Origin of the sequence: Rhodococcus sp. IEGM 1354, assembly GCF_030056855.1 — a bacterium.
Lineage (GTDB): Bacteria > Actinomycetota > Actinomycetes > Mycobacteriales > Mycobacteriaceae > Rhodococcoides.
Window position 1 is genome coordinate 595,445 of sequence record NZ_JASHKT010000001.1, and the last position, 18,715, is coordinate 614,159.

Consider the following 18,715-nt stretch of genomic DNA (forward strand, 5'->3'; position numbering starts at 1 on the left):
ACGAACCCTAGCGGTTAGTGTGGCAGCGGTATTCGACGACGGTCGAGAAGCGAGCACGGTGGATGGGGTGAAGCGAGCGGTGCGCGAGGTTCTGTTGCTGTGCTGGCGCGATACCGGGCATCCGCAGGGCGGCGGCAGCGAGCGCTACCTCGAGCAAGTAGGCGCGGGCCTGGCTCGACGCGGTGTCCGTGTCACGCTGCGGACGGCGTCCTACCCCGGTGCTCCTGCCGAGGAGATCGTCGACGGCATCCGGATCAGTCGCGGTGGTGGTCGCCTGTCGGTGTATCCCCGCGCTCTGGCCGCCATCGCCGCCGGTCGGCTCGGTTTCGGGCCGCTCAAGGGGATCTCCCCGGATGCCGTGATCGACACCCAGAACGGCATTCCGTTCTTCTCCCGCGCAGTGCTCGGCGTGCCGGTGACGCTGCTGGTGCATCACTGCCACCGCGAGCAGTGGCCGGTGGCCGGCCCGATGATGGCAAAACTCGGCTGGTGGCTCGAGTCGACGATCTCGCCGAGGGTGCACCGCCGCAATCAGTACCTGACGGTGTCGTTGCCTTCTGCAGACGAGTTGATCGCGCTCGGTGTCGATCGGGAGCGCATCGCCGTGGTTCGCAACGGTGCCGACGACATTCCACTGTCGGTGCCGGAAGGCGGCGAGGACACCCGCACGCCGCACCCGTCCTTGTCCGTGCTGTCGAGGCTGGTTCCACACAAGCAGATCGAGGACGCGATCGACGTCGTGGCTGCACTGCGCGGCAGCATTCCCGATATCCACCTCGACGTCATCGGCGGCGGGTGGTGGGAACAGAACCTTCGCGACTACGTCACGAACCTGGGCGTGGACCGGTACGTCACCTTTCACGGCCACGTCGACGAGGAGCGCAAGCATGCACTGCTCGGTCGGTCATGGGTGCACGTGATGCCCTCCCGCAAGGAGGGGTGGGGCCTCGCCGTCGTCGAAGCTGCCCAGCACGGTGTTCCCACGGTGGGCTATCGCAGCTCCAAGGGGCTCACCGATTCGATCATCGACGGCGTCACCGGAGTTCTCGTGGGTGGTTCGACGTCCGGAGCGGAGGACCGCGATGTGTCCGCGCTGACCGCCGCCGTCGCCGAACTGCTGCAGGACGCCGAGGCCCGCACTCGCCTCGGTGAGAAGGCGCGAGTCCGCGCGGGTGAGTTCTCCTGGGGGCAGTGCGCCGACGGCGTGTTCTCGGTGCTCGACGGGACGACGCGCGGCACCTGGTCGTCAGGTCTGGTGGGGGCGGCCGACGCCTATGCGCCTGCCGAATTGCCTCAGGAGTCCTACCGCTAGTCCTCCGAGCAACAGCAGTGTCCACGCCAGATGCGCGAGCACAACAGCTGTCGCCGAACGACTTTCGAGCATCGCCGGATTCGGCACCCGGTAGAGACTCAGTTCCTCGTCGGTGTACACGGGGTCGAGCCGGTCCAGCGTCTGCTGTGCCTCGCCGAGCTCGCCCGGCGTCGTGTTCTCCACCAGTACCCAGCCGACGCCCAGGGCCGCGAGAGTGTCCGCGGAGTCGCCTGCCAGCAGAGCGTTCTGCACTTGCGTTGCCCGTCTGCCTTCCCCGCGGACCGTGCCGCCCGCGACGAGGAGTTCACCGGTCTGCAGCACGTCGAGGGGCAGCATGCGGGGTGCAGGATCGAGAACGGGTGCTGCGCCGCTGTAGGGGAAGCGGCGAAACATACCGGCGGGCAGGACGGCCACGTCGCCGTCCTGGCCGGCGAGTTCCGCCGAAACCGCTCGCCACGACTGCGGGTACGTCACCGGCTTCAGCGTGTTGCCGACGCCCCAGCCGAGGTCGGGGAGCGCAACGAGCAGCGCGAGCACGGCAACGCCACCCGGCAGCCATGCGTTGCCGAATCGGGTGCGCCGGGATGCCAACCAGCTGACACCGGCCGCAGCGGCGAGGGCGTACATCGGCATGGCCAGCGCAACCCACTTCTGTGAATCGCGGAGCAGGCCGGCCCCGGGGACGGTGTCGCCCAGTACGCGAGCGGCCGTCAACCCCGGTCCGGTCGCAGCCAGCGCAGGAAGCACGATGGCAGCGAGTGCAACGACACTCAGACCCACGATGACCGGATTGCGTCGACGCCGATACAACGGCCGTATCCCGAGCGCGACGACGGTCAGCAACAGGACCGTCCCCACAACAGCGAAAAGTCCTGTCCGAGAATCGGGTACGGCATCGGAGTTCCAGATGCCGCCGAGACCGGCCACGCTACCCACCGTGCCCAGACCCGGTTCGGCGCGCGCTGCGAACGCGGCCCAACCCGCCGGATCCGCCGGTTCGACGCCACCGCCCGACACCATCGTCGCCGTCAACCAGGGTGCCGACGCGACGGCTGCGGTCGCGAGGGTTGCGACCACGCGCAGGCCGCGTCGGGCACCCCCGGGGAGCGCGGCGACGAGTAGCGCGACGGTTGCCGCCAGCAACGCGCCGGTGGGGGTGAGCCCGGCCGCGGCCAGGCAGACGGCGAGGGCCCACCAGGAGCGACCGGACCGGACCGCGAGTGCAGCGACCACGGTCCACGGGAGGGCGGCGTAGCCGACGAGCAGACTCCAATGTCCTTGCAGCAGGCGTTCGGCGACGTAGGGGTTCCACACGGCTACCGTCGACGCAACGAGCAGCGCGGGTAGTGGGGCTGTCGGCAGCACTGTTCGTGCCATCACCGCCGCGCCCCAGCCGGCCATCCACAACGCCAGCAGTAGGACGACCTTGACCACGAGGCCACCGTCGAACACCGTGGTCAGGGCGGCGATCGCGGCATCCTGCGGTACGGCTCGCGCAGCCGCGTCGGCGATTCCCCAGGCGGAGTCGGTGAAGTAGGACCGGGGAGTGCTGACGGCGTCGCGGAGCAGGAGATACCCGGGGCCGAGCAGTGGTCCGAGGACGACGAGTGAGAGCAGCAGGCTGTAGAGCGGCGGCGTCCACCTCGACCTCGACCACGCCATGATCGGCACCCTATACCGTGGACGCATGTCGTTTCGCGCCTCGTCCGAGGCAGACCACCCGGCGGGTGCGTCCGTCGCCGGGATGGGGATGGTGACGGCCGGCTCGATGTTCGCCAATGTCGTGGCGTATCTGCTGCAGGTGCTCGCGAGTCGCATGCTCGGCGTCGAGGGATACGGCGAGTTCGCGAGTCTTCTTGCGGTGCAATTGGTTCTGGCGGTCCCGGCGCTGGCGTTGCAGTCCGTCGTCGCGCGCGAGGTGGTGCGCGGCCGCAGTTCGCGCGAGCTTCGCGGTGTCGGCTACCGATGTGCGGCGGTCGTGGGTGTGCTGGCTGTCGCTGTGTCCCCGGCGTTGTCGGCGGCCATGGACGTCTCCGCAGCCGCGACGGTGTCGGCCGTGATCGCTGCGCCGGTGCTGGTGCTGTTGGCCGCGGAGCAGGGGCTGTTGCAAGGACGCGGCCGGTTCGGCGCTTTGAGCGTGGTGTTGGCGGCGGCCGGTTTCGGCAAGGTGGCACCGGCGGTGGTCGTGTTGCTGCTCGGCGGTGGACCGGGTTCGGTGCTGCTGGCGACGGCGGCCGGTATCGGCGTGGTGGCCGTCGGCGCGCGGTCGGCCGCCGGAGTGCCGGTGAACGCGGTGTCGGAGACCAGGGTGACCGTTCTGACGGTGCTGCAGGCCTCGCAGGTGCAGTTGGTGTTGATCGCGATGTCCGCGTTGGATCTGGTGCTGGCTCGGTCGTTGCTCAGCAGTACCGAGGCCGGGTTGTACGCGGTCGGTGCCGTCGCGTCCAAGGCGGCGTTCTGGCTGCCGCAGGCGGTCGGAGTGGTGTTGTATCCGCGCATGGCGAACCCGCTGCACTCGGCTGCCGCAGTGCGCTCGGCGCTGACCGTCGTCGCCGGACTCGGCACGGTACTGGTACTCGGGGGCGCACTGGCGTCGCCGTTACTTCCGTTGGTTGTCGGTGACACGTATTCCGGTGTACAGCAATACGTGTGGCTCTTCGTACTGCAGGGGGCGTGCCTGGCGGTACTGCAGAGTGCGCTGCTGTGGGCGATCGCGGGTGAGCGCACCCGCTTGGCCCTCGTCGCCTGGTTCGCCCTCGCGGTCGAGGTGCTGCTGTTGTTGTTCGTGGCCTCCACGCTGGCCCAGTTCGTCACCGTCGCAGCCGTTACCGCCGCAGTCACGATGGTCGTCGTGTGCGCAGTCGTTCTGTTCGGAGACAGGATCAGTCGCCGGCAGGTCTGATCTCGCCGATGATGTCGAAGTCGACGGCACCGGCCAACGCCAAGTAGATCGGTTGCGAGACGTGGCCGTCGGACAGAAACAGGTGCCCGCGGGCACCTGTGAACGACACCGAATCGGATACGGACTCGATGACGCGAACATCGGCGGTGCCTGCCCTGTTCACCAACGCCCCGAGCAGTTTGATGCCCTCGTAGCACGACTGTCCCAGTGCGCCGACGATCGGCGCGTCGACTCCGAAGGAACGGGCGAATCGAGCCGAGAATCCCAAACTCGCTTCGGTGGCGAGGGTTTCGAAGTAGCCGGACGCGACGTACAGCCCGTGGGTGTTCTCGCCGCCGGCCGCCAGCAACATGTTCTCGTCCATCAGTGGACTGAGGCGGATGCAGTGGACGTCGAGTCCTGCTGCCGCGAACTGCTGGTGAAAGTAGACCGCGTCGTCGCCGATGAGGAGCACCACGGTTGCGTCGGCTCCGGATCGTTCGAGTTCGGTCACGGTCGTGGCGAAGTCGATGGTGCCGACCGGCGCGAACTCGGCGTGCACGACCGACGCGCCGAGCCCACGCAGCCGAGTCGCGGTGATGGCTGCGCTCTTTCGTGGCCAGACGTAGTCGTTTCCGACAATGGCCCAGCGTCGCCGACCGAATTCGCGGACGAGAAACTCGAGGGCCGGAACGAGTTGGTTGGCGGGCGTCTCCCCGGTGATGAAGAGTCCCGAATAGCGATCTCCGCCCTCGTACAGGGATGTGTAGACGTAGGGAATGCGGTTCAGCGTTACCGGAATGACGGCTCGACGCACCGCGGAGGTGTGCATGCCGGCAACCGCGTCGAGGGCGCCGGCATCGAGCAGTGTGGCCACTTCACGGGCCACGTGTGCGGGGTCCCGGCCGCCGTCGATCGAGATCAGCTCCACCCGGCGGCCCAGCACTCCGTCCGAGGCGTTGAGTTCGTCCCTGGCCAGTTGGGCGGACAGCTCGCTGGATGGACCCACGATGCCGAACGGTCCGGACATCGGGAAGATCAGGCCGACGCGAAATGTGCCGAACCGATCGTTGTTCATAGTGCCGTCCGTCCGATCCGTGTCGATTCGTCGCTCGCTTCGCCATAGAATCGCTGACAGCAGACTGTAGCGCCGACGGCGGAACCGAGCAGGGGGACGATCGCATGGATCACGACGAGGCTGCGTCGGCAGCGCGTTTGCTCACCGTGGTCGAGCGGGCTGTGTCGGATCGGTTGCGTGCCGCACTCGTTCCCTGGGAGCTCGACCTCGAAGAGTGGCGAGTGCTGTCGTTGTTGTCCGACGGCGAAGGCCACACGATGGCCGAAACGGCCGAGTTCGCGCTCCTTGCTCCGCCGACGTTGACCAAGGCGGTCAACCGGCTGGTGTCCAACAATCTCGTGCACCGTCGTACCGGCACCGTCGATCGTCGACAGGTGCTCATTCGATCCACGGTGCGTGGGCAGGCCAAGTACGACGAGGCTTCCCCCGTCATGGAAGCCGCCGCAGCCGCAGTGTTTCCGTCGGCTTCGGATCGTGAGCTGTTGCAAACGCTGCTGCGTGCTCTCGAGACCAACGCGAAAGCGTCCTCGGTCTCGCTCTGATCGCCGCCGGGTGTCCGGCAAGCCCGATTCGACCGGCTTCGTTCCTGGTCGGGAAGTTTCGTGATCTCCTTTTAACATGTTTCACGTTGCAATAGTGTCCACGGAAAGTATTGTTCCGATGCAGCGCAATCAGCGCTACGACCTCGAACAGAAGTGGACACCTGTTCATGAACATGAAGAAGTACTTCGAGGGGCCGGCAACGAGCCTCGACGACCAGATCGAAAGCTACGCAACCTCCCGCGTGCCCGACGACCAACGGTGGCGACGGCCGGCGATCCTGTTGGTCCTCACCGGCAACGTGACAGCGATGTTCTGGTTCGCCCTCGGTGGTCAGATCGGGTTCTTGGTGGGATGGCCGATGTTCCTGATTCCCGTCGCCTACATGGTCATCGGTGCGACGCTCGTCGGCAGCCTGATCATGCGTATCGCCAGCCAGGAGGGCCTGTCGCTCCCGTTGCTCACCCGCGGACTCGGGTTCGGAACCAAAGGCTCGGCCGTGGCTTCGCTCGTCTACGCCGTGAACTACGTCTTCTACTTCATCTTCGAGGGCAGCATCGTCTCGCACGGCCTCAGCGAGCTCGCCGGGATCGATATCAATTCTGCTTGGGCCACAGTGGTATTCGCATTGGTCGCGCTCGTGGCGCTGTTCTTCTCCTGGCGCGGAATGCACTCGATGAACATCCTGCAGCGATTCGGCATGCCCATCTTCCTGGTCCTGTTCGCCGTCGGTATGTACATGCTGGCCAGCGGCTACGTGCTCGTCGGCCCCGGTGAATGGGAAGCAACCGGTGGATTCACCGCCACTGCCATGTGGCAGGCCTTCAGTCTCGCCAACGGGCAGGTGGTGTTCCAAGCGCTCATCGCCACCGACTACGGGCGGTTCGTCAAGAAGAGCGTGAGCTACGTCGGAACGGCCGTACTGATGCTGGCTGAGCTCCTGATGATCGTCGTCGTGATGATTCTCGGTGTGTTCCTCGGCTTCACGATGCTGCGTCACTTCACCGGAACTACTGCAAAACCAGAACTTTCGGCCACCGACCCGGGACTGTATTTCGCGATCATCATGGGTCTGCTCGGCGTGATCTTCGCCGTCGTCACCCAGGTGCGCATCAACGTCATGAACCTGTACTCCGGGTCGCTGGCGCTCTCCAACGCGTGGGATGTGCTCTCGCCTCGTAAGGTCGGACGCCAGTGGTGGATGGTTGCGCTACTCGTCGTCGGCGTGCTCTGTTACCCGGTCAACATCCTGCAGTACACCGATAAATTCCTGGCCGTCACCGGCATCATGACCAACACCTGGATCTTCATTCTGCTCGCGGACTACTTCGTCTGCAGGCGGATGCTCGGTCTTGCACCGCGCAACAACATCGAGTTTCGCGAAGGGCGAGTGCGTAATTGGAACCCCTGCGGCATCGTTGCCATGGCAGCAGGCGTGGCCGTGGGCGGACTCGGCGTGTTCGGACTCTACCCGTCGTACTACGCATCGTTCATCGCGATGCTCCTCGGGCCGATCATCTACATCCCGCTGACGATGGCAACACGGGGGAAGTACTACGAACCACCGGTCTCCACCGAGGCCCCGACAATCGAAAGGACGGTGGCATGATGACATTCACGGCAGCGGCCATTCAGTTCGAGCCCACACTGTTCGCCAAGGATGCGAATGTCGCCGCGTTGGCGGAGCTCGTCGACAAGGCCGCATCCGACGGTGCCGAATTGATCACCACACCCGAAATGGCCACCACGGGTTACTGTTTCCATGATCATGAGGAAGCAGCTACCGTCGTCGAGCAGATCCCCGGACCCACCACCGATACGTTCGTCGAGATCGCGTCCCGTCGCGACTGCTACATCGTCCTGGGCATGCCGGAAGTCGACCCGACAAGCGGATTGTTCTACAACAGTGCGATTCTCATCGGACCCCAGGGAATCATCGGTACCCATCGCAAGACGCACCCCTACATCGCCGAGCCCAAGTGGGCAGCTCCGGGGAACCTGGGCCATCAGGTGTTCGAGACCAGGCTCGGCAGAATCGCGCTGCTGATCTGTATGGATCTGCACTTCGTGGAGACCGCTCGAGTGGTCGCACTGCAAGGCGCGGACGTGATCTGCCACATCAGCAACTGGCTCGCCGAACGAACGCCGGCTCCCTACTGGATCAGTCGAGCCTTCGAGAACAACTGCTATGTCATCGAGAGCAATCGATGGGGACTCGAACGGACTGTCCAATTCAGCGGCGGCACATGCATCATCGAGCCCGACGGCACTGTCACCGGCCGGATCGACGTAGGCAATGGGATCGTCGCCGCCGAGATCGATATTCGGCGGACCCGCGCGTGCGGACCCACGCGTCGTCCGGAGCTGTATCGGGAGTTGCAGACGAACACGTACACCTGGAACCCCTTGGATTTCTTCACCCTGTACGGGCACTCGCCGTTGCCCGCAGGCCACACGTCTGCGGTGAGCGTGGTGCAATGCACGCCGGGTACGTCGATCGAGACCAACCTCGCCGACATCGAGGCCTGGGTCCAACAGGTCTCCGGCACAGCCGATCTCGTCGTGTTTCCCGAACTGTCGATCACCGGTCCGGTCTCCGAGGATCGACCACCTCGTGACGTTGCCGAGACCGTCGACGGGTCCTCGCTCACGCGGATTGCAGACCTTGCGGTTCGGCACGGCGTGTCGATCGTCGTCGGCATTGCCGAGCGCGACGCCGACACCGATCGGGTGTACAACTCGGCGGTGCTGATCGAGCAGGACAGAAAGTGCACGGCATACCGCCAGATCCATCTGTCCGCGGAACATACTTCGCTGTTCGATGCGGGTGATCGATGGGTGGTCGTAGACCTGCCGATGGGCAGAGTCGGTCTCCTCGTCGGCAACGATGCCCTGCTCCCGGAATCGGGTCGAGTGCTCGCGCTGCGCGGGTGCGACCTCGTCGTCTGCCCATCAGCACTGGCGGGTGTTTTCGTCGGATCGCACCCCGGAACCGAGATTCCCCTCGCCACCGAGGTTCTCACCGGGCCCGACGCCACCCACTGGCATCACATGCGCGTGCGCGCCGGCGAGAACAACGTCTACTTCGCGTTCGCCAACGTCGTCGACCCCAGCCGCGGTATCGCCGGGCACAGCGGAGTGTTCGGACCGGACACGTTCGCGTTCCCACGCACCGAGGCTCTCGTCGACGGCGACGCACCGGGCCACGCGACGAGCGTCGTCGACACCACCAACCTCGGCGGGGCGTACCCCACCAACGTCGTGCGCCGAAAAGACCTCGTCCTGATGCGGCAACCCCACCACTACGGGATTCTCTCGACTGCTTGAGTGGCTGAAAACGCCAGTGGCGTGGTCAGGTGCCCCCACGGGCACTCAACCACGCCACTGACCAACCGGGTCGTTCCGCAGGCTCCACTCCTGCGCAGGCACCTATTCCTTGGAGAGGTTCGTCCTCGGAATCTCTTCCGTGCGATCCGTCGTCCAATCGCGGTTCGGTGCGGTACCACCACTGGGGGTCGGGCGGGGGCCGGTGTCGGTGCGGGCCGGCTGACGGTGTCCACCGTTGCCGCCGCCGCGCAGCAGCAGCACGACTCCGGCGATCAGCGAGATGACACCGAGGATGCCGGCAACGATCGGCACGGTGCGGCCGAAGAGCGACAGCTTGTCCTGACCGTCCTTGGCCTGCTGGATCTGGTACTCGACGGTGTTCTCGTCGAACGTGATCGGGGCCTTCAGCACGTCGACCTCGGGACGACCTGCTTCACGGCCGTAGTACTGGTGGATCTGCTCTTCGCCCTTGACGACGACGCCGGTCTCGGGCTCGACCCACAGGGTGCGGGTGTTCTCGTACCAGCGGGTCATCGTCACCGGTGCGGTTCCGCCTTCGACGCCCCAGGTGTCGGCGGGCAGTGTGACCTTGTTGGTCGGCAGGTTCACCACGGTCGACAGGTCGACCGGTCCGACGGTCTGCTGGTACTGGTACACCGGCGTGCCGTTGATTTCGGTTTCTTCGACGAAGTCGATGTCCTTCGAGGCGCGCGCGTTGACGTCGAAGTACGGGTAGCTCTTCTGCTCGGCATTGAACGGGAACTTGTACTGCAGACCGGTGTGGGCCACTTCCTCGGCCGGCTTGTCGCCTGCCACCTGAATCGTGCCGATCGGGCTCTCGACGGGCATCGACGTCTTGCGGTCGATGCTCACGCGGTCGACCGTGGCGGTCAACAGTCCGGTGTCGGCCTGCTTGTCGGTGCGGCGCAACGTCTGTCCGGCCTGAAGCGTCATGATGTCGGCATCGGAGGGATCTTCGACGGTGACGAATCGCTGTGAGGTCAGCGGGACGTTCTGATCGACCACGGCGCGACCGGCTGCCAGCGACCGTGCGTCGAGGACGCTTCCGGTGCCGTCGGAGACGGTGGTGACCTCGAGGTCGAGTGGGGTCTTTTCGAGCGCCGAAACGGTGTAGGTGGGGATGAGGATGGCGGCAACCACCAGAAATGCGCCCAAGCCGATGAGAACAAGGGCCAATATCCGGCTCGGCCCTGAGCGCTCCGCCATGCTGAATCTCCTTAGTCGACCGCTTCACTGGAAGACACCGCAGGCGGGATCGTACGAATTCCCCGATGCGCTGCCCGATTTCTTACGACACGTCGCAGGTGACAGTAACAGTCGACAGTGGCACCGGTCTCGTCCATGCCGGTTCGACACGGCACACTTGAGCCACCATGAGCACTCGAGTCCAGTCGGCGTCCGTCGTACCGTTGCGTGCCTTTGTGCCCGCTCTGGAAGGGATGCGGGCAGTCGCCGCCCTCGGCATCGTCGTCACCCACGTCGCATTCCAGACCGGGGCCGCCAATTCCCCGCTGATGGGCCGAGTGTGGGGCCGGTTCGATCTCACGGTGGCGATCTTCTTCGCGCTCTCGGGTTTTCTGCTGTGGCGCCCGCATGCCGCGCAGGCCCGTGGACTCGCACAAGCGCAGCCCACTCGCCGCTACTTCTGGTCTCGCGCGGTACGCATCCTGCCCGCCTACTGGGTGGTCACGGTGCTCGTTTTGCTGTTTCTGCCGCACGCAGGCGGGGACTATCGGGTGTGGCTGGCCAACCTGTCCCTGACCCAGGTGTTCGTACCGTTGACGTTGACCGAGGGCATGACGCAGATGTGGTCACTGTCGGTGGAGGTGGCGTTCTATCTGTTGCTGCCGCTGTTCGCCTGGCTGATGATCCGGCTTCGGGGATCGTCGGCGAGGTACCGGGTGTGGGTTCTGCTCGCTGCGTCCGCGGTGACGCTCTCCTGGGCGTTCGTCCCGATCGCGACACCGGAAGCCATCCATCACGACAACTGGTTGCCCGGCTACTTCCCGTGGTTCGCCGCCGGCATGGTGCTCGCCGAAGTGTCGGTCGGCCCGCAGGGGTGGGTGCATCGTTGGGCGCGTCGCAGGTGGGTGATGCCCGCGATCGCGGTGACGGCATTCGTCCTGTCGGCGACGCCGCTCGCGGGCCCACAAGGATTGGTGCGGCCCGAGCCGTGGCAGTTCGAGCTCAAGATCGTCTTCGGTGCCGTGCTGGCGTTCGCGATGCTCTCGCCGTTGGTGCTGGCCGATTCCGGCCGCAGGCATCGGGTGTTCGAGCATCCGGTGATGCTGACCCTCGGCCGCTGGTCGTACGGAATTTTCATCTGGCACCTGGCCGTACTCGCGGTCGTGTTCCCGGTGTTCGGCATCGTCCCCTTCTCGGGTGGCATGTGGTTCGTGCTGACGGTGACCCTGGCACTGTCGATTCCGGTCGCTGCCGCGAGTTACGCGCTGGTGGAAGAGCCGGCCCGTCGCAGGTTCGCGCCGAAGAAGGCGGTCACGGCTTCCGCATCGCGCTGACGGCCAGCGCGACGATGCCGATCAACGACGCCAGCTGCACCGCGTAGGACCCGCCCACATATCCGTCGGCCGACCGCCACGGTCCGAGTGAGAGCAGCGCTGCCCCCAGCAGGGCGAATCCTCCTGCTGTACATACCGATACGCGCGACGCGAGCTCCGACCCGTAGCGGCGGTTCAGCAGCGCCGAGCCGGTGCCGAGAACCAGCACCGAGATGGCTCCGACCACGCCTGCCAACACGATCGCCGCGCCGAGCAGCGCCGCGAACGCCACCGGGGTGCTACGCCACGGTCTGGGCGCGGGGCCTGGATCGACGACGCTGCGAGGCCGCCGCAGCGCCGCGATCAGCAACGGAATCAACAGCAGCAGCCCGCCGAAGATCCCGAGTCGGTACCAGCGGTCGGTGGTGAAATCCAACGACACCGTGCCCGACGCCCCGGCCGGGACGATCCAGGCCTGCTGCCAGCCGTCGACGACCACCGGGGTCAGTTCGGTCCCTCCGGGTGTCGTTGCCCGCCATCCGCTGTTGTTGCTTTCGGGGATGACGAGCAGGCGATCCGAGGTGCTCGAGGTGAGGGTCACTTCGCGGTGATCGGGGCTCCACGCTGTGGTGCGCGCCGCCTGCGGTGCAGACGTGTTCGGCCACAACGCCGGAATGGGCGTGGTGCGCAGTCGAAGTCCGTCGACGAAGGACGACGCTCCGGGCTCGACGACGATGTCCTGGCGTCCCTCGGGGAGTGACACGGGATTGACGAAGTTCTCGTTCACCGGGGTGTCCGCGTCGCAAACGGATGCGGGTAGAGCTGCGCCGGAACGGAATTGGTCGGCGGTCGCCGTCACCGAGGTGCGCACCGTCTGCCCCGCGATGGACACCAGGGGCCCGTCGAAGCAGTCGACCGTGATCTGCCGGTCACCGTCGTACGGCGGCCCGATCGGCTCACCGGCGGACAGTGGTGTGACCTCGGCAAATCCGGGCGGTTGAGATTGGATGAAGCCCAACGAGTTTCGGTCGAGTACGCCGTCCCAGTCCACGATGGACAGCACGATTCTGTCGGTCACGTAAGGTGCCAACGCGAGTGTCGTCGAACCGTCGGTGTCCACGTCGCGCACCATCGGACCGTTGCCGAGATTCACCGCCACCCGCGTGGGGTGGGCAGGCAACGCGCCGAGGCTGGGGCTCAGCTCGAGCCCGTCCACCAGTGTCGGAGCAGGCAATTGGATGGTGAGAGTGGGGTCGGTGCCGGCTCGATCGGTGATCGACTTCTCCGGTGCCGTCCACGATGTACGCGGGTCGCCGTCGGTGGCGGCGAAGGCCGAACCGTCGAGGTCCGCGACGTCGGACGCCCCGCTCGCCAGCGGTCGTCCGGGTTGTGCCAGCAGGGCCTCGAGCTCGGGGGACTGGCGCGTGCGTACCGTCAGCTCGGGGATCACCGCGGTACCCATCGGAACGTCGATGGTGCGCGAGAAGCGACCCAGTTCCTCCGGCGACTTGGACAGTCCACTGCTGCAGCGGATTCGATCGTCGGTGTCCAGGCAGCCCGAGCGTCCCGGGAACTCTTGGCCCAGCTCCCACGCGTCGACGCTCGCGCCCGCAGGAGTGGGCGGCAACACTGCGCGATGCACGATGGAGACCGGCTTCGGGTTGTCCCGGTCGGAGTAGTCGTCCACCGACACCTCGCTGATGCCGAACTGACTGCCCCGGGTGCCGTCGACCGTCGACTTCGCGGTGATGCGCAGCCACGGAGTTTCCCCACCGGGCAGCGACACCGTCATCGGGTCTCCCGGCTTGTCCACCCGGGCCGCCGTCGAGCCGTTCGGAGTGGTGACCTCGACCCACTTGACCGGGTCTCCGATCGTTCCCGGGCTGGTCCGCATGTGGAGCAGCCCGCCGCGCACCGGCGTATCGAAATCGAGCTGAAGCCATTGCCCCACAGCGCGTTCGATGCCGTTGCTGATCCACCCGGTGGCCAGGTCGCCGTCCACTGCGGCCGCGACACCGCTGCCGGGCACACTGCCCCCGATCTGAGTGGCGTCCGACGCCGAACTCGAGGCGGTCAACGTCGCGCCTTCCCACTCGGCGTCCACGGTCTGCGCCCCGTACACCGGATAATCGGGCACCTCGTTGAGCGAACGGCGGGGCTCGTGGGCGGCACGCAACGCGGAGTTGTGATTGTCCACCTGGCCGAAGTCGGTCTCGCGATTCATCGGTGTGTCGGTCACCGTCACCGAATCGACGGGCAGGCCCGCAGCAGCTGCATCCGACGCCAGCAGCGTCGGCCCGGCCGGAACGGGCAGGCGAACACCGTTGTTGCGCAACTCGTTCGACCGCAGAATCGACTCCGGCCCGCCCTGTATCACCGGCACCCGATCCACATCGACCGTGTACGGGCCGGAGGCAGGTACGTCCGCTGCGGCATCGACCGCGTAGATCTCGACGGCCGGATACGGAGGCCGTAGATCGCCGTCCAGAACCACCCCGTCGACCTGACCGGGTGCCACGTCCTCGCCGAACTCTGCCACCTTCTCGAGCCCCGGCGAACCGTCGAGCACGCGGTGGACGGACGCCGGCCGGGTGGACCGGGAATCCTCCGGATCCAGGTCGTTGCGCACGACGACGTAGCTGATGCCCTGTCCCACCAGGGTGTCGGCCAGGCCGGTCGACGGCCGACCGTCGGCGAAGAGTCGTTGCACCGAGTCGAGGGCGCGAATGGCACCGGGCGGCGTGAGCGGCACCGCATCTCGGACGGCCCAGGGCGTGGTCGCGAGAGCCTGCAACGGCTCGTCGCGCGTCAGTCCCCAGGTCTGCAGAGCGAACGGTGCGCCGGGCACGATCAGTGCACGCTGCGCGTCGGAACCGTCGGGGCTCGAGCCGGAGGCATGGTCGGTGAGCCAGTCCGCGGCGTCGTGCCAGTACTGCGGCACGGCCTCGTACGCACCGCGCGGCGCGAGCTTGCCCGTCCACGCCAGCGCTGTCGAGAGCGTCAGCGCCACCAGGACCAGTGAGGTGACCGCCATCATCGGGTGCTTCTCGGGATGCGCGACGGCCGCTCGCCAGGTCGGCCGTGGAACCGAACCCGGCAGTGGAACCCGGGCCAGCAGATGAGCGAGGCCGAGTACCAACGGGATTCGAATGACCGGCTCGAGTTTGTGAATGTTGCGCAGTGGTGCGCCCGCGGAATCGAGGAACACTCGCACGGTTGCTGCGAACGGACCGTCGAGATCGCCGACGAACCCTGCGCCCAGGCCGACGAGGCCGACGAACAACATGATCGTCAACCGGCCGCGGGCCGGCATCGAGCGCATCGCCAGACCCGCAATGCCTGCGGCCGCGATCAAGCCGGTCGCGATCACGGCAGCAGGCTGAGTCACCAGCACGGCGCCCGCCACCCGCTCGGGAGAGACGAACGGGGTCCAGCTGCCGGTACCGCGCAGCACCTCGGTCAGCGACGTCCACTGGGTCGTCGTGCCGGACGACTCGATGTAGTCGAGGAACGGCGGAGAGACCTTGCCCAGCAACAGCAGTGGGACGATCCACCACAGTGTCGCCAGCACCAGAAAGCCGGTCCACCACGCCGCGAACACCAGCCAGCGGCGGTTCGGCCGATGGCACAGCATCCAGATGACGGCAACCAGAACGGCAGCGGCCGTCGCGACGGCATTGACCGCGCCCATCGACGCCACGGCCAGAGCAGATTGTGCTGCCGCACGCCGAACCGTGTTTCTTGCGGACCGAGTGTTCAGGCAACGAACGATGGGAACGAGCACCCACGGAGCGAGCATCATCGGCATCGTCTCCGAGGAGATCGACGCCAGCGTGGTGATCACTCTGGGGGACAGCACGAATGCCGTCGCCGCAATCAGTCGGGAGCTGCGGCTGCCGACACCGAGTGCCTCGGCGAGCCGGACGATTCCCCAGAATCCGGCGATGAGCAGCAGCGCCCACCAGATGCGCTGCGTGATCCACGGCGGAATCGACAGCAGATCACCGCCGGCGAAGAACGCTCCGTGCGGGAAGAAGTAGCCGTAGGCCTGATTCTGCACCTGGCCCAGCGGTGCGGCGCTGTTCCACTGATGCGAGGCGCGTTCGAGAAATCCGAGAGGGTTCTGCGCCAGGTCGTACTTGGTATCGGCGACGGTGAAGCCCGGGACCTGCAGAAACGTGAGCAGGAATGCGAGAGCGGAGACTCCGAAGAGCCAAATCCGGCCGAGCGGCTCGGCCGAGATCAACGATCCACGTGAGCGACCAGCGTCAGCGGCTGCCGTACTCAACCTGGTTCAGCAAGGACGAGTCGGCGTTTCCGGTGCGATCGATGTCCGGCCGAGAGTTGTCTGCTGCACCGGCGGTGACTCCGAATACGACGCCGGCACCCAGTACGGCTCCGACGACGGCGGCAATGACACCCGGGACAGCGAACTTCATCTCGGTTCTCCAGTCAGTCGGCTCAGTGAAGCAGTGGGCGAGGTTGTCCCCCACGCGGGCATCACGGTATCACTTGCACCAGCTGAACCGGCCGGTGGACGCGTTACTTTCCGGGAGGAACGATCAGGACGGGTCGATGGCTGTGCCGTAGGACGTGCTCGGCCACCGAGCTCTGCAGTAGGGCCCGCAGGCCGGTGGTGCCCCTGGTGCCGGTGACGATGATGTCGACGTTCATCTCGTCGGCCTTCTCCACGATCGCGCTCCAGATGGCGGTGGTGCATTCGGTGCACTGGCCTTCGACCTTCAGGCCTGCGGCCTCGGCCAGGGCGACGCCCTCGCTGTTGGTCACCTTGGCATCGGTGAGAGCGACGTCCTCGGCCTCGTCGTCCGGCACCCACTCGGGCTGCATGACACCCGACAGACCCGACATCCGCGCTGCTTGACGCACCATCGGTTCCCAGGCCGTGACGACGATTGCGCGAGAGGTGGTGAGAAACCGTCCCGCATAGTCGATGGCTCGTTTGGCGTTGTCGGAACCGTCGTAGGCAATGAGTATGAGGTCAGCAGTCATGGTGGTGATTCTCCTCATGTCGCTTTCGCCCAGATTACCCCGCCCCGGCCCCGGATCGATGTGGGTTTCAGTCGCTCGAAGTGCAACGAAGTCGCATTGATCCCAACCGGAGGGCGGTCAGCAACACGCAACTTCTCGGCTACCGTCGTATTCCATGCGACTTCGGTTTTCGGTTCGGTCCGCTGCAGCACTGACGGTCGGGGTGGGGTTGCTCGTCTCGTGTTCCAGTGAATCGACGCAGGTGGCCTCGACGCAGTCGGCTCCGTCCTCGACGACGACCGATCCGCAGACGACCGTCCCGCAGTCGACGCCGCCGCCTGCCGACGCGTGTGTCACCTTCGTCGACGGCCTGACCGAGAGGCAACGTCTCGCTCAGTTGCTCACCGTCGGCGTCACCGGAACGCAGGACGCGATTCGGATCATGTCCACCGAGCAGGTGGGTGGGATCTTCGTCGGCAGCTGGACCGACGAGTCGATGCTCGGCAACCGTGAGGTGCCGCAGGTGCTCGACGCGTCCGCGGTGGCACCGATGGTGACGATCGACGAAGAAGGCGGACGCGTGTCGCGGGTTGCCGATTTGTTGGGTGCGGCACCGTCGGCGCGGGAACTGGCGCAGACGATGTCGGTGGACGAGGCGTATCAGGAGGCCTTGACGCGAGGCCGGGGGCTGAAGGATCTCGGCGTCACCGTCGACTTCGCGCCGGTCGTCGACGTCAGTGCTCAGCCCGATGATTCGGTCATCGGTGATCGCTCGTTCTCCGACGATCCGCAGGTCGTCATCGAGTACGCGGGTGCGTACGCGAAGGGGTTGAAGGATGCGGGTGTCGAGCCGGTCATCAAGCACTTTCCCGGGCACGGCTCGGGTTCGGGTGACTCGCACACCGGGGCCGTCACCACGCCGCCGCTCGACGAGCTCAAAGCCAAGGATCTGCTGCCGTTCGCCGCGCTCGACACCACCGGAGTCGGCGTCATGGTCGGCCACCTCGACGTGCCAGGACTGACCGACTCCGGTGTTCCCGCCAGCATCAGCCCTGCGGCCATGGCGTTGCTGCGTGACGGCGTCGGATACGGAGCGAAGCCCTTCGACGGCCCGATCTTCACCGACGACCTCAGTGGCATGGCAGCGATCACGGCCCGGCTCGGGATCGTCGACGCGGTCGAGTCGGCGTTGGTTGCCGGAGCCGACGTGGCGTTGTGGCTGACCACCGATCAGGTGCCGGCGGTGTTGGACAATCTGGAGGACGCGGTGGCGACTGGACGCCTTCCCGCAGCCCAGGTGGACGACGCGGCGGCGACGGTTGCACGGTTCAAAGGGGCGTGCGGAGCCTGATCGGTCGTCGCTGGACCTTACTGTGGAGTAACGTCTAGTGCTTCGTACGTATTGGAGGATCCATGGCTGGCGGCACCAAGAGACTGCCCCGCGCCGTCCGTGAGCAGCAGATGCTCGACGCGGCAGTGGATGTGTTCTCCGACAACGGGTTTCACGAGACGTCGATGGATTCGATCGCCAAGAAGGCGGCGATCTCCAAGCCGATGCTCTATCTGTACTACGGCTCGAAGGACGAGCTGTTCGCTGCGTGCATCCATCGTGAGGGCCTCAAGTTCGTCGAGGCCCTGACGCCCGCGGCAGACCCGACCCTGACGCCGCGCGAACAACTGCGCCGCGCGCTGGTCGGTTTCCTCGGCTTCGTCGGCGAGAACCGGAAGTCGTGGATGGTGCTCTACCGCCAGGCGATCGGTCAGCAGGCTTTTGCCTCGCAGGTGCAGAGCAGCCGAGACCGGTTGATCGAGTTGACCGCAGGTCTGCTGGCGATGAGCACCAGAGACCCGGAACAGTCACAGAACTTCGGGCTGATGGCCGTGGCACTGGTCGGGGCCGGTGAGGCCGTGGCCGACCGTGTGGCAGGCGGAGAAATCGAGGTCGACGCCGCAGCGGACCTCCTGGAAAACCTGGCCTGGCGCGGCCTGGCAGGAAAGAAAACCGCCACTACCTGAGACGCCGAACTCGAAGTTATGGACGGAAATCCGAGGAAATTCGTCCACAACTT

General features: G+C 66.1%; 14 protein-coding genes. 8 read left to right on the forward strand and 6 right to left on the reverse strand.

Annotated features, from left to right (window positions below):
* Nucleotides 1–79 precede the first annotated feature (79 nt).
* Nucleotides 80–1,312: a glycosyltransferase family 4 protein gene (locus QM588_RS02995; RefSeq protein WP_283311814.1), complete on the forward strand. Its 1,233-nt coding sequence runs from the start codon at nucleotides 80–82 to the stop codon at nucleotides 1,310–1,312.
* On the opposite strand, the gene QM588_RS03000 is transcribed toward QM588_RS02995, so the two are convergent.
* Nucleotides 1,247–2,974, reverse strand: a complete 1,728-nt coding sequence (locus QM588_RS03000) for a hypothetical protein (protein WP_283311345.1) — start codon at nucleotides 2,972–2,974, stop codon at nucleotides 1,247–1,249. The two genes, QM588_RS02995 and QM588_RS03000, sit on opposite strands and share 66 nt — an antisense overlap.
* A gap of 25 nt (nucleotides 2,975–2,999) precedes the next feature.
* On the opposite strand from QM588_RS03000, the gene QM588_RS03005 reads away from it, so the two are divergent.
* Nucleotides 3,000–4,214 carry a lipopolysaccharide biosynthesis protein gene (locus QM588_RS03005; RefSeq protein ID WP_283311346.1) on the forward strand — a complete coding sequence of 405 codons (1,215 nt, stop codon included), beginning with the start codon at nucleotides 3,000–3,002 and terminating at the stop codon, nucleotides 4,212–4,214.
* On the opposite strand, the gene QM588_RS03010 is transcribed toward QM588_RS03005, so the two are convergent.
* Complete coding sequence (locus tag QM588_RS03010; protein ID WP_283311347.1) at nucleotides 4,195–5,271, reverse strand: substrate-binding domain-containing protein; 1,077 nt, start codon at nucleotides 5,269–5,271, stop codon at nucleotides 4,195–4,197. The two genes, QM588_RS03005 and QM588_RS03010, sit on opposite strands and share 20 nt — an antisense overlap.
* A 104-nt stretch (nucleotides 5,272–5,375) precedes the next feature.
* On the opposite strand from QM588_RS03010, the gene QM588_RS03015 reads away from it, so the two are divergent.
* From QM588_RS03015 to QM588_RS03025, 3 genes are all read left to right on the forward strand, one after another.
* On the forward strand, nucleotides 5,376–5,813 hold the full coding sequence (locus QM588_RS03015; protein WP_283311348.1) for a MarR family winged helix-turn-helix transcriptional regulator: 438 nt from the start codon (nucleotides 5,376–5,378) through the stop codon (nucleotides 5,811–5,813).
* Between the two features lie 167 nt (nucleotides 5,814–5,980).
* Nucleotides 5,981–7,420 (forward strand): purine-cytosine permease family protein, encoded by a 1,440-nt coding sequence (locus tag QM588_RS03020; protein WP_283311349.1) that lies wholly within the window; start codon nucleotides 5,981–5,983, stop codon nucleotides 7,418–7,420.
* Nucleotides 7,417–9,138, forward strand: coding sequence for a nitrilase-related carbon-nitrogen hydrolase (locus QM588_RS03025; protein ID WP_283311350.1), 1,722 nt, complete (start codon nucleotides 7,417–7,419; stop codon nucleotides 9,136–9,138). The genes QM588_RS03020 and QM588_RS03025 overlap by 4 nt, the downstream gene beginning before the upstream one ends.
* Before the next feature lie 102 nt (nucleotides 9,139–9,240).
* Here QM588_RS03025 and QM588_RS03030 read toward each other — a convergent pair whose 3' ends face one another.
* Nucleotides 9,241–10,365, reverse strand: a complete 1,125-nt coding sequence (locus tag QM588_RS03030) for a DUF3068 domain-containing protein (RefSeq protein WP_283311352.1) — start codon at nucleotides 10,363–10,365, stop codon at nucleotides 9,241–9,243.
* Between the two features lie 167 nt (nucleotides 10,366–10,532).
* Here QM588_RS03030 and QM588_RS03035 point away from each other — a divergent pair, with 167 nt between their 5' ends.
* The gene (locus QM588_RS03035) at nucleotides 10,533–11,678 is read left to right on the forward strand and encodes an acyltransferase family protein (protein WP_283311354.1); all 1,146 of its coding nucleotides are present in this window, start codon (nucleotides 10,533–10,535) and stop codon (nucleotides 11,676–11,678) included.
* On the opposite strand, the gene QM588_RS03040 is transcribed toward QM588_RS03035, so the two are convergent.
* The 3 genes from QM588_RS03040 to QM588_RS03050 form a co-directional block, all read right to left on the reverse strand.
* Nucleotides 11,656–15,945 (reverse strand): alpha-(1->3)-arabinofuranosyltransferase, encoded by a 4,290-nt coding sequence (locus tag QM588_RS03040; RefSeq protein ID WP_283311356.1) that lies wholly within the window; start codon nucleotides 15,943–15,945, stop codon nucleotides 11,656–11,658. The genes QM588_RS03035 and QM588_RS03040 overlap by 23 nt on opposite strands.
* The gene (locus QM588_RS03045) at nucleotides 15,926–16,096 is read right to left on the reverse strand and encodes a DUF2613 domain-containing protein (protein ID WP_072692026.1); all 171 of its coding nucleotides are present in this window, start codon (nucleotides 16,094–16,096) and stop codon (nucleotides 15,926–15,928) included. Before QM588_RS03045 ends, QM588_RS03040 begins: the two co-directional genes overlap by 20 nt.
* A 103-nt stretch (nucleotides 16,097–16,199) precedes the next feature.
* A complete protein-coding gene (locus QM588_RS03050; protein WP_027495380.1) occupies nucleotides 16,200–16,667 on the reverse strand; it encodes a universal stress protein in 468 nt (155 codons plus the stop codon).
* 154 nt (nucleotides 16,668–16,821) lie between these two features.
* On the opposite strand from QM588_RS03050, the gene QM588_RS03055 reads away from it, so the two are divergent.
* A complete protein-coding gene (locus QM588_RS03055) occupies nucleotides 16,822–17,997 on the forward strand; it encodes a glycoside hydrolase family 3 N-terminal domain-containing protein (protein ID WP_283311358.1) in 1,176 nt (391 codons plus the stop codon).
* 62 nt (nucleotides 17,998–18,059) lie between these two features.
* On the forward strand, nucleotides 18,060–18,662 hold the full coding sequence (locus QM588_RS03060; protein ID WP_027495382.1) for a TetR/AcrR family transcriptional regulator: 603 nt from the start codon (nucleotides 18,060–18,062) through the stop codon (nucleotides 18,660–18,662).
* The last annotated feature ends 53 nt before the right edge of the window (nucleotides 18,663–18,715 follow it).

Bases quoted from the DNA above. Each gene is read 5' to 3' on its own strand.
- QM588_RS03000 (WP_283311345.1), bottom strand. From the start codon at position 2,974: ATGGCGTGGTCGAGGTCGAGGTGGACGCCGCCGCTCTACAGCCTGCTG.
- QM588_RS03005 (WP_283311346.1), top strand. From the start codon at position 3,000: ATGTCGTTTCGCGCCTCGTCCGAGGCAGACCACCCGGCGGGTGCGTCC.
- QM588_RS03010 (WP_283311347.1), bottom strand. From the start codon at position 5,271: ATGAACAACGATCGGTTCGGCACATTTCGCGTCGGCCTGATCTTCCCG.
- QM588_RS03015 (WP_283311348.1), top strand. From the start codon at position 5,376: ATGGATCACGACGAGGCTGCGTCGGCAGCGCGTTTGCTCACCGTGGTC.
- QM588_RS03020 (WP_283311349.1), top strand. From the start codon at position 5,981: ATGAACATGAAGAAGTACTTCGAGGGGCCGGCAACGAGCCTCGACGAC.
- QM588_RS03025 (WP_283311350.1), top strand. From the start codon at position 7,417: ATGATGACATTCACGGCAGCGGCCATTCAGTTCGAGCCCACACTGTTC.
- QM588_RS03030 (WP_283311352.1), bottom strand. From the start codon at position 10,365: ATGGCGGAGCGCTCAGGGCCGAGCCGGATATTGGCCCTTGTTCTCATC.
- QM588_RS03035 (WP_283311354.1), top strand. From the start codon at position 10,533: ATGAGCACTCGAGTCCAGTCGGCGTCCGTCGTACCGTTGCGTGCCTTT.
- QM588_RS03045 (WP_072692026.1), bottom strand. From the start codon at position 16,096: ATGAAGTTCGCTGTCCCGGGTGTCATTGCCGCCGTCGTCGGAGCCGTA.
- QM588_RS03050 (WP_027495380.1), bottom strand. From the start codon at position 16,667: ATGACTGCTGACCTCATACTCATTGCCTACGACGGTTCCGACAACGCC.
- QM588_RS03055 (WP_283311358.1), top strand. From the start codon at position 16,822: ATGCGACTTCGGTTTTCGGTTCGGTCCGCTGCAGCACTGACGGTCGGG.
- QM588_RS03060 (WP_027495382.1), top strand. From the start codon at position 18,060: ATGGCTGGCGGCACCAAGAGACTGCCCCGCGCCGTCCGTGAGCAGCAG.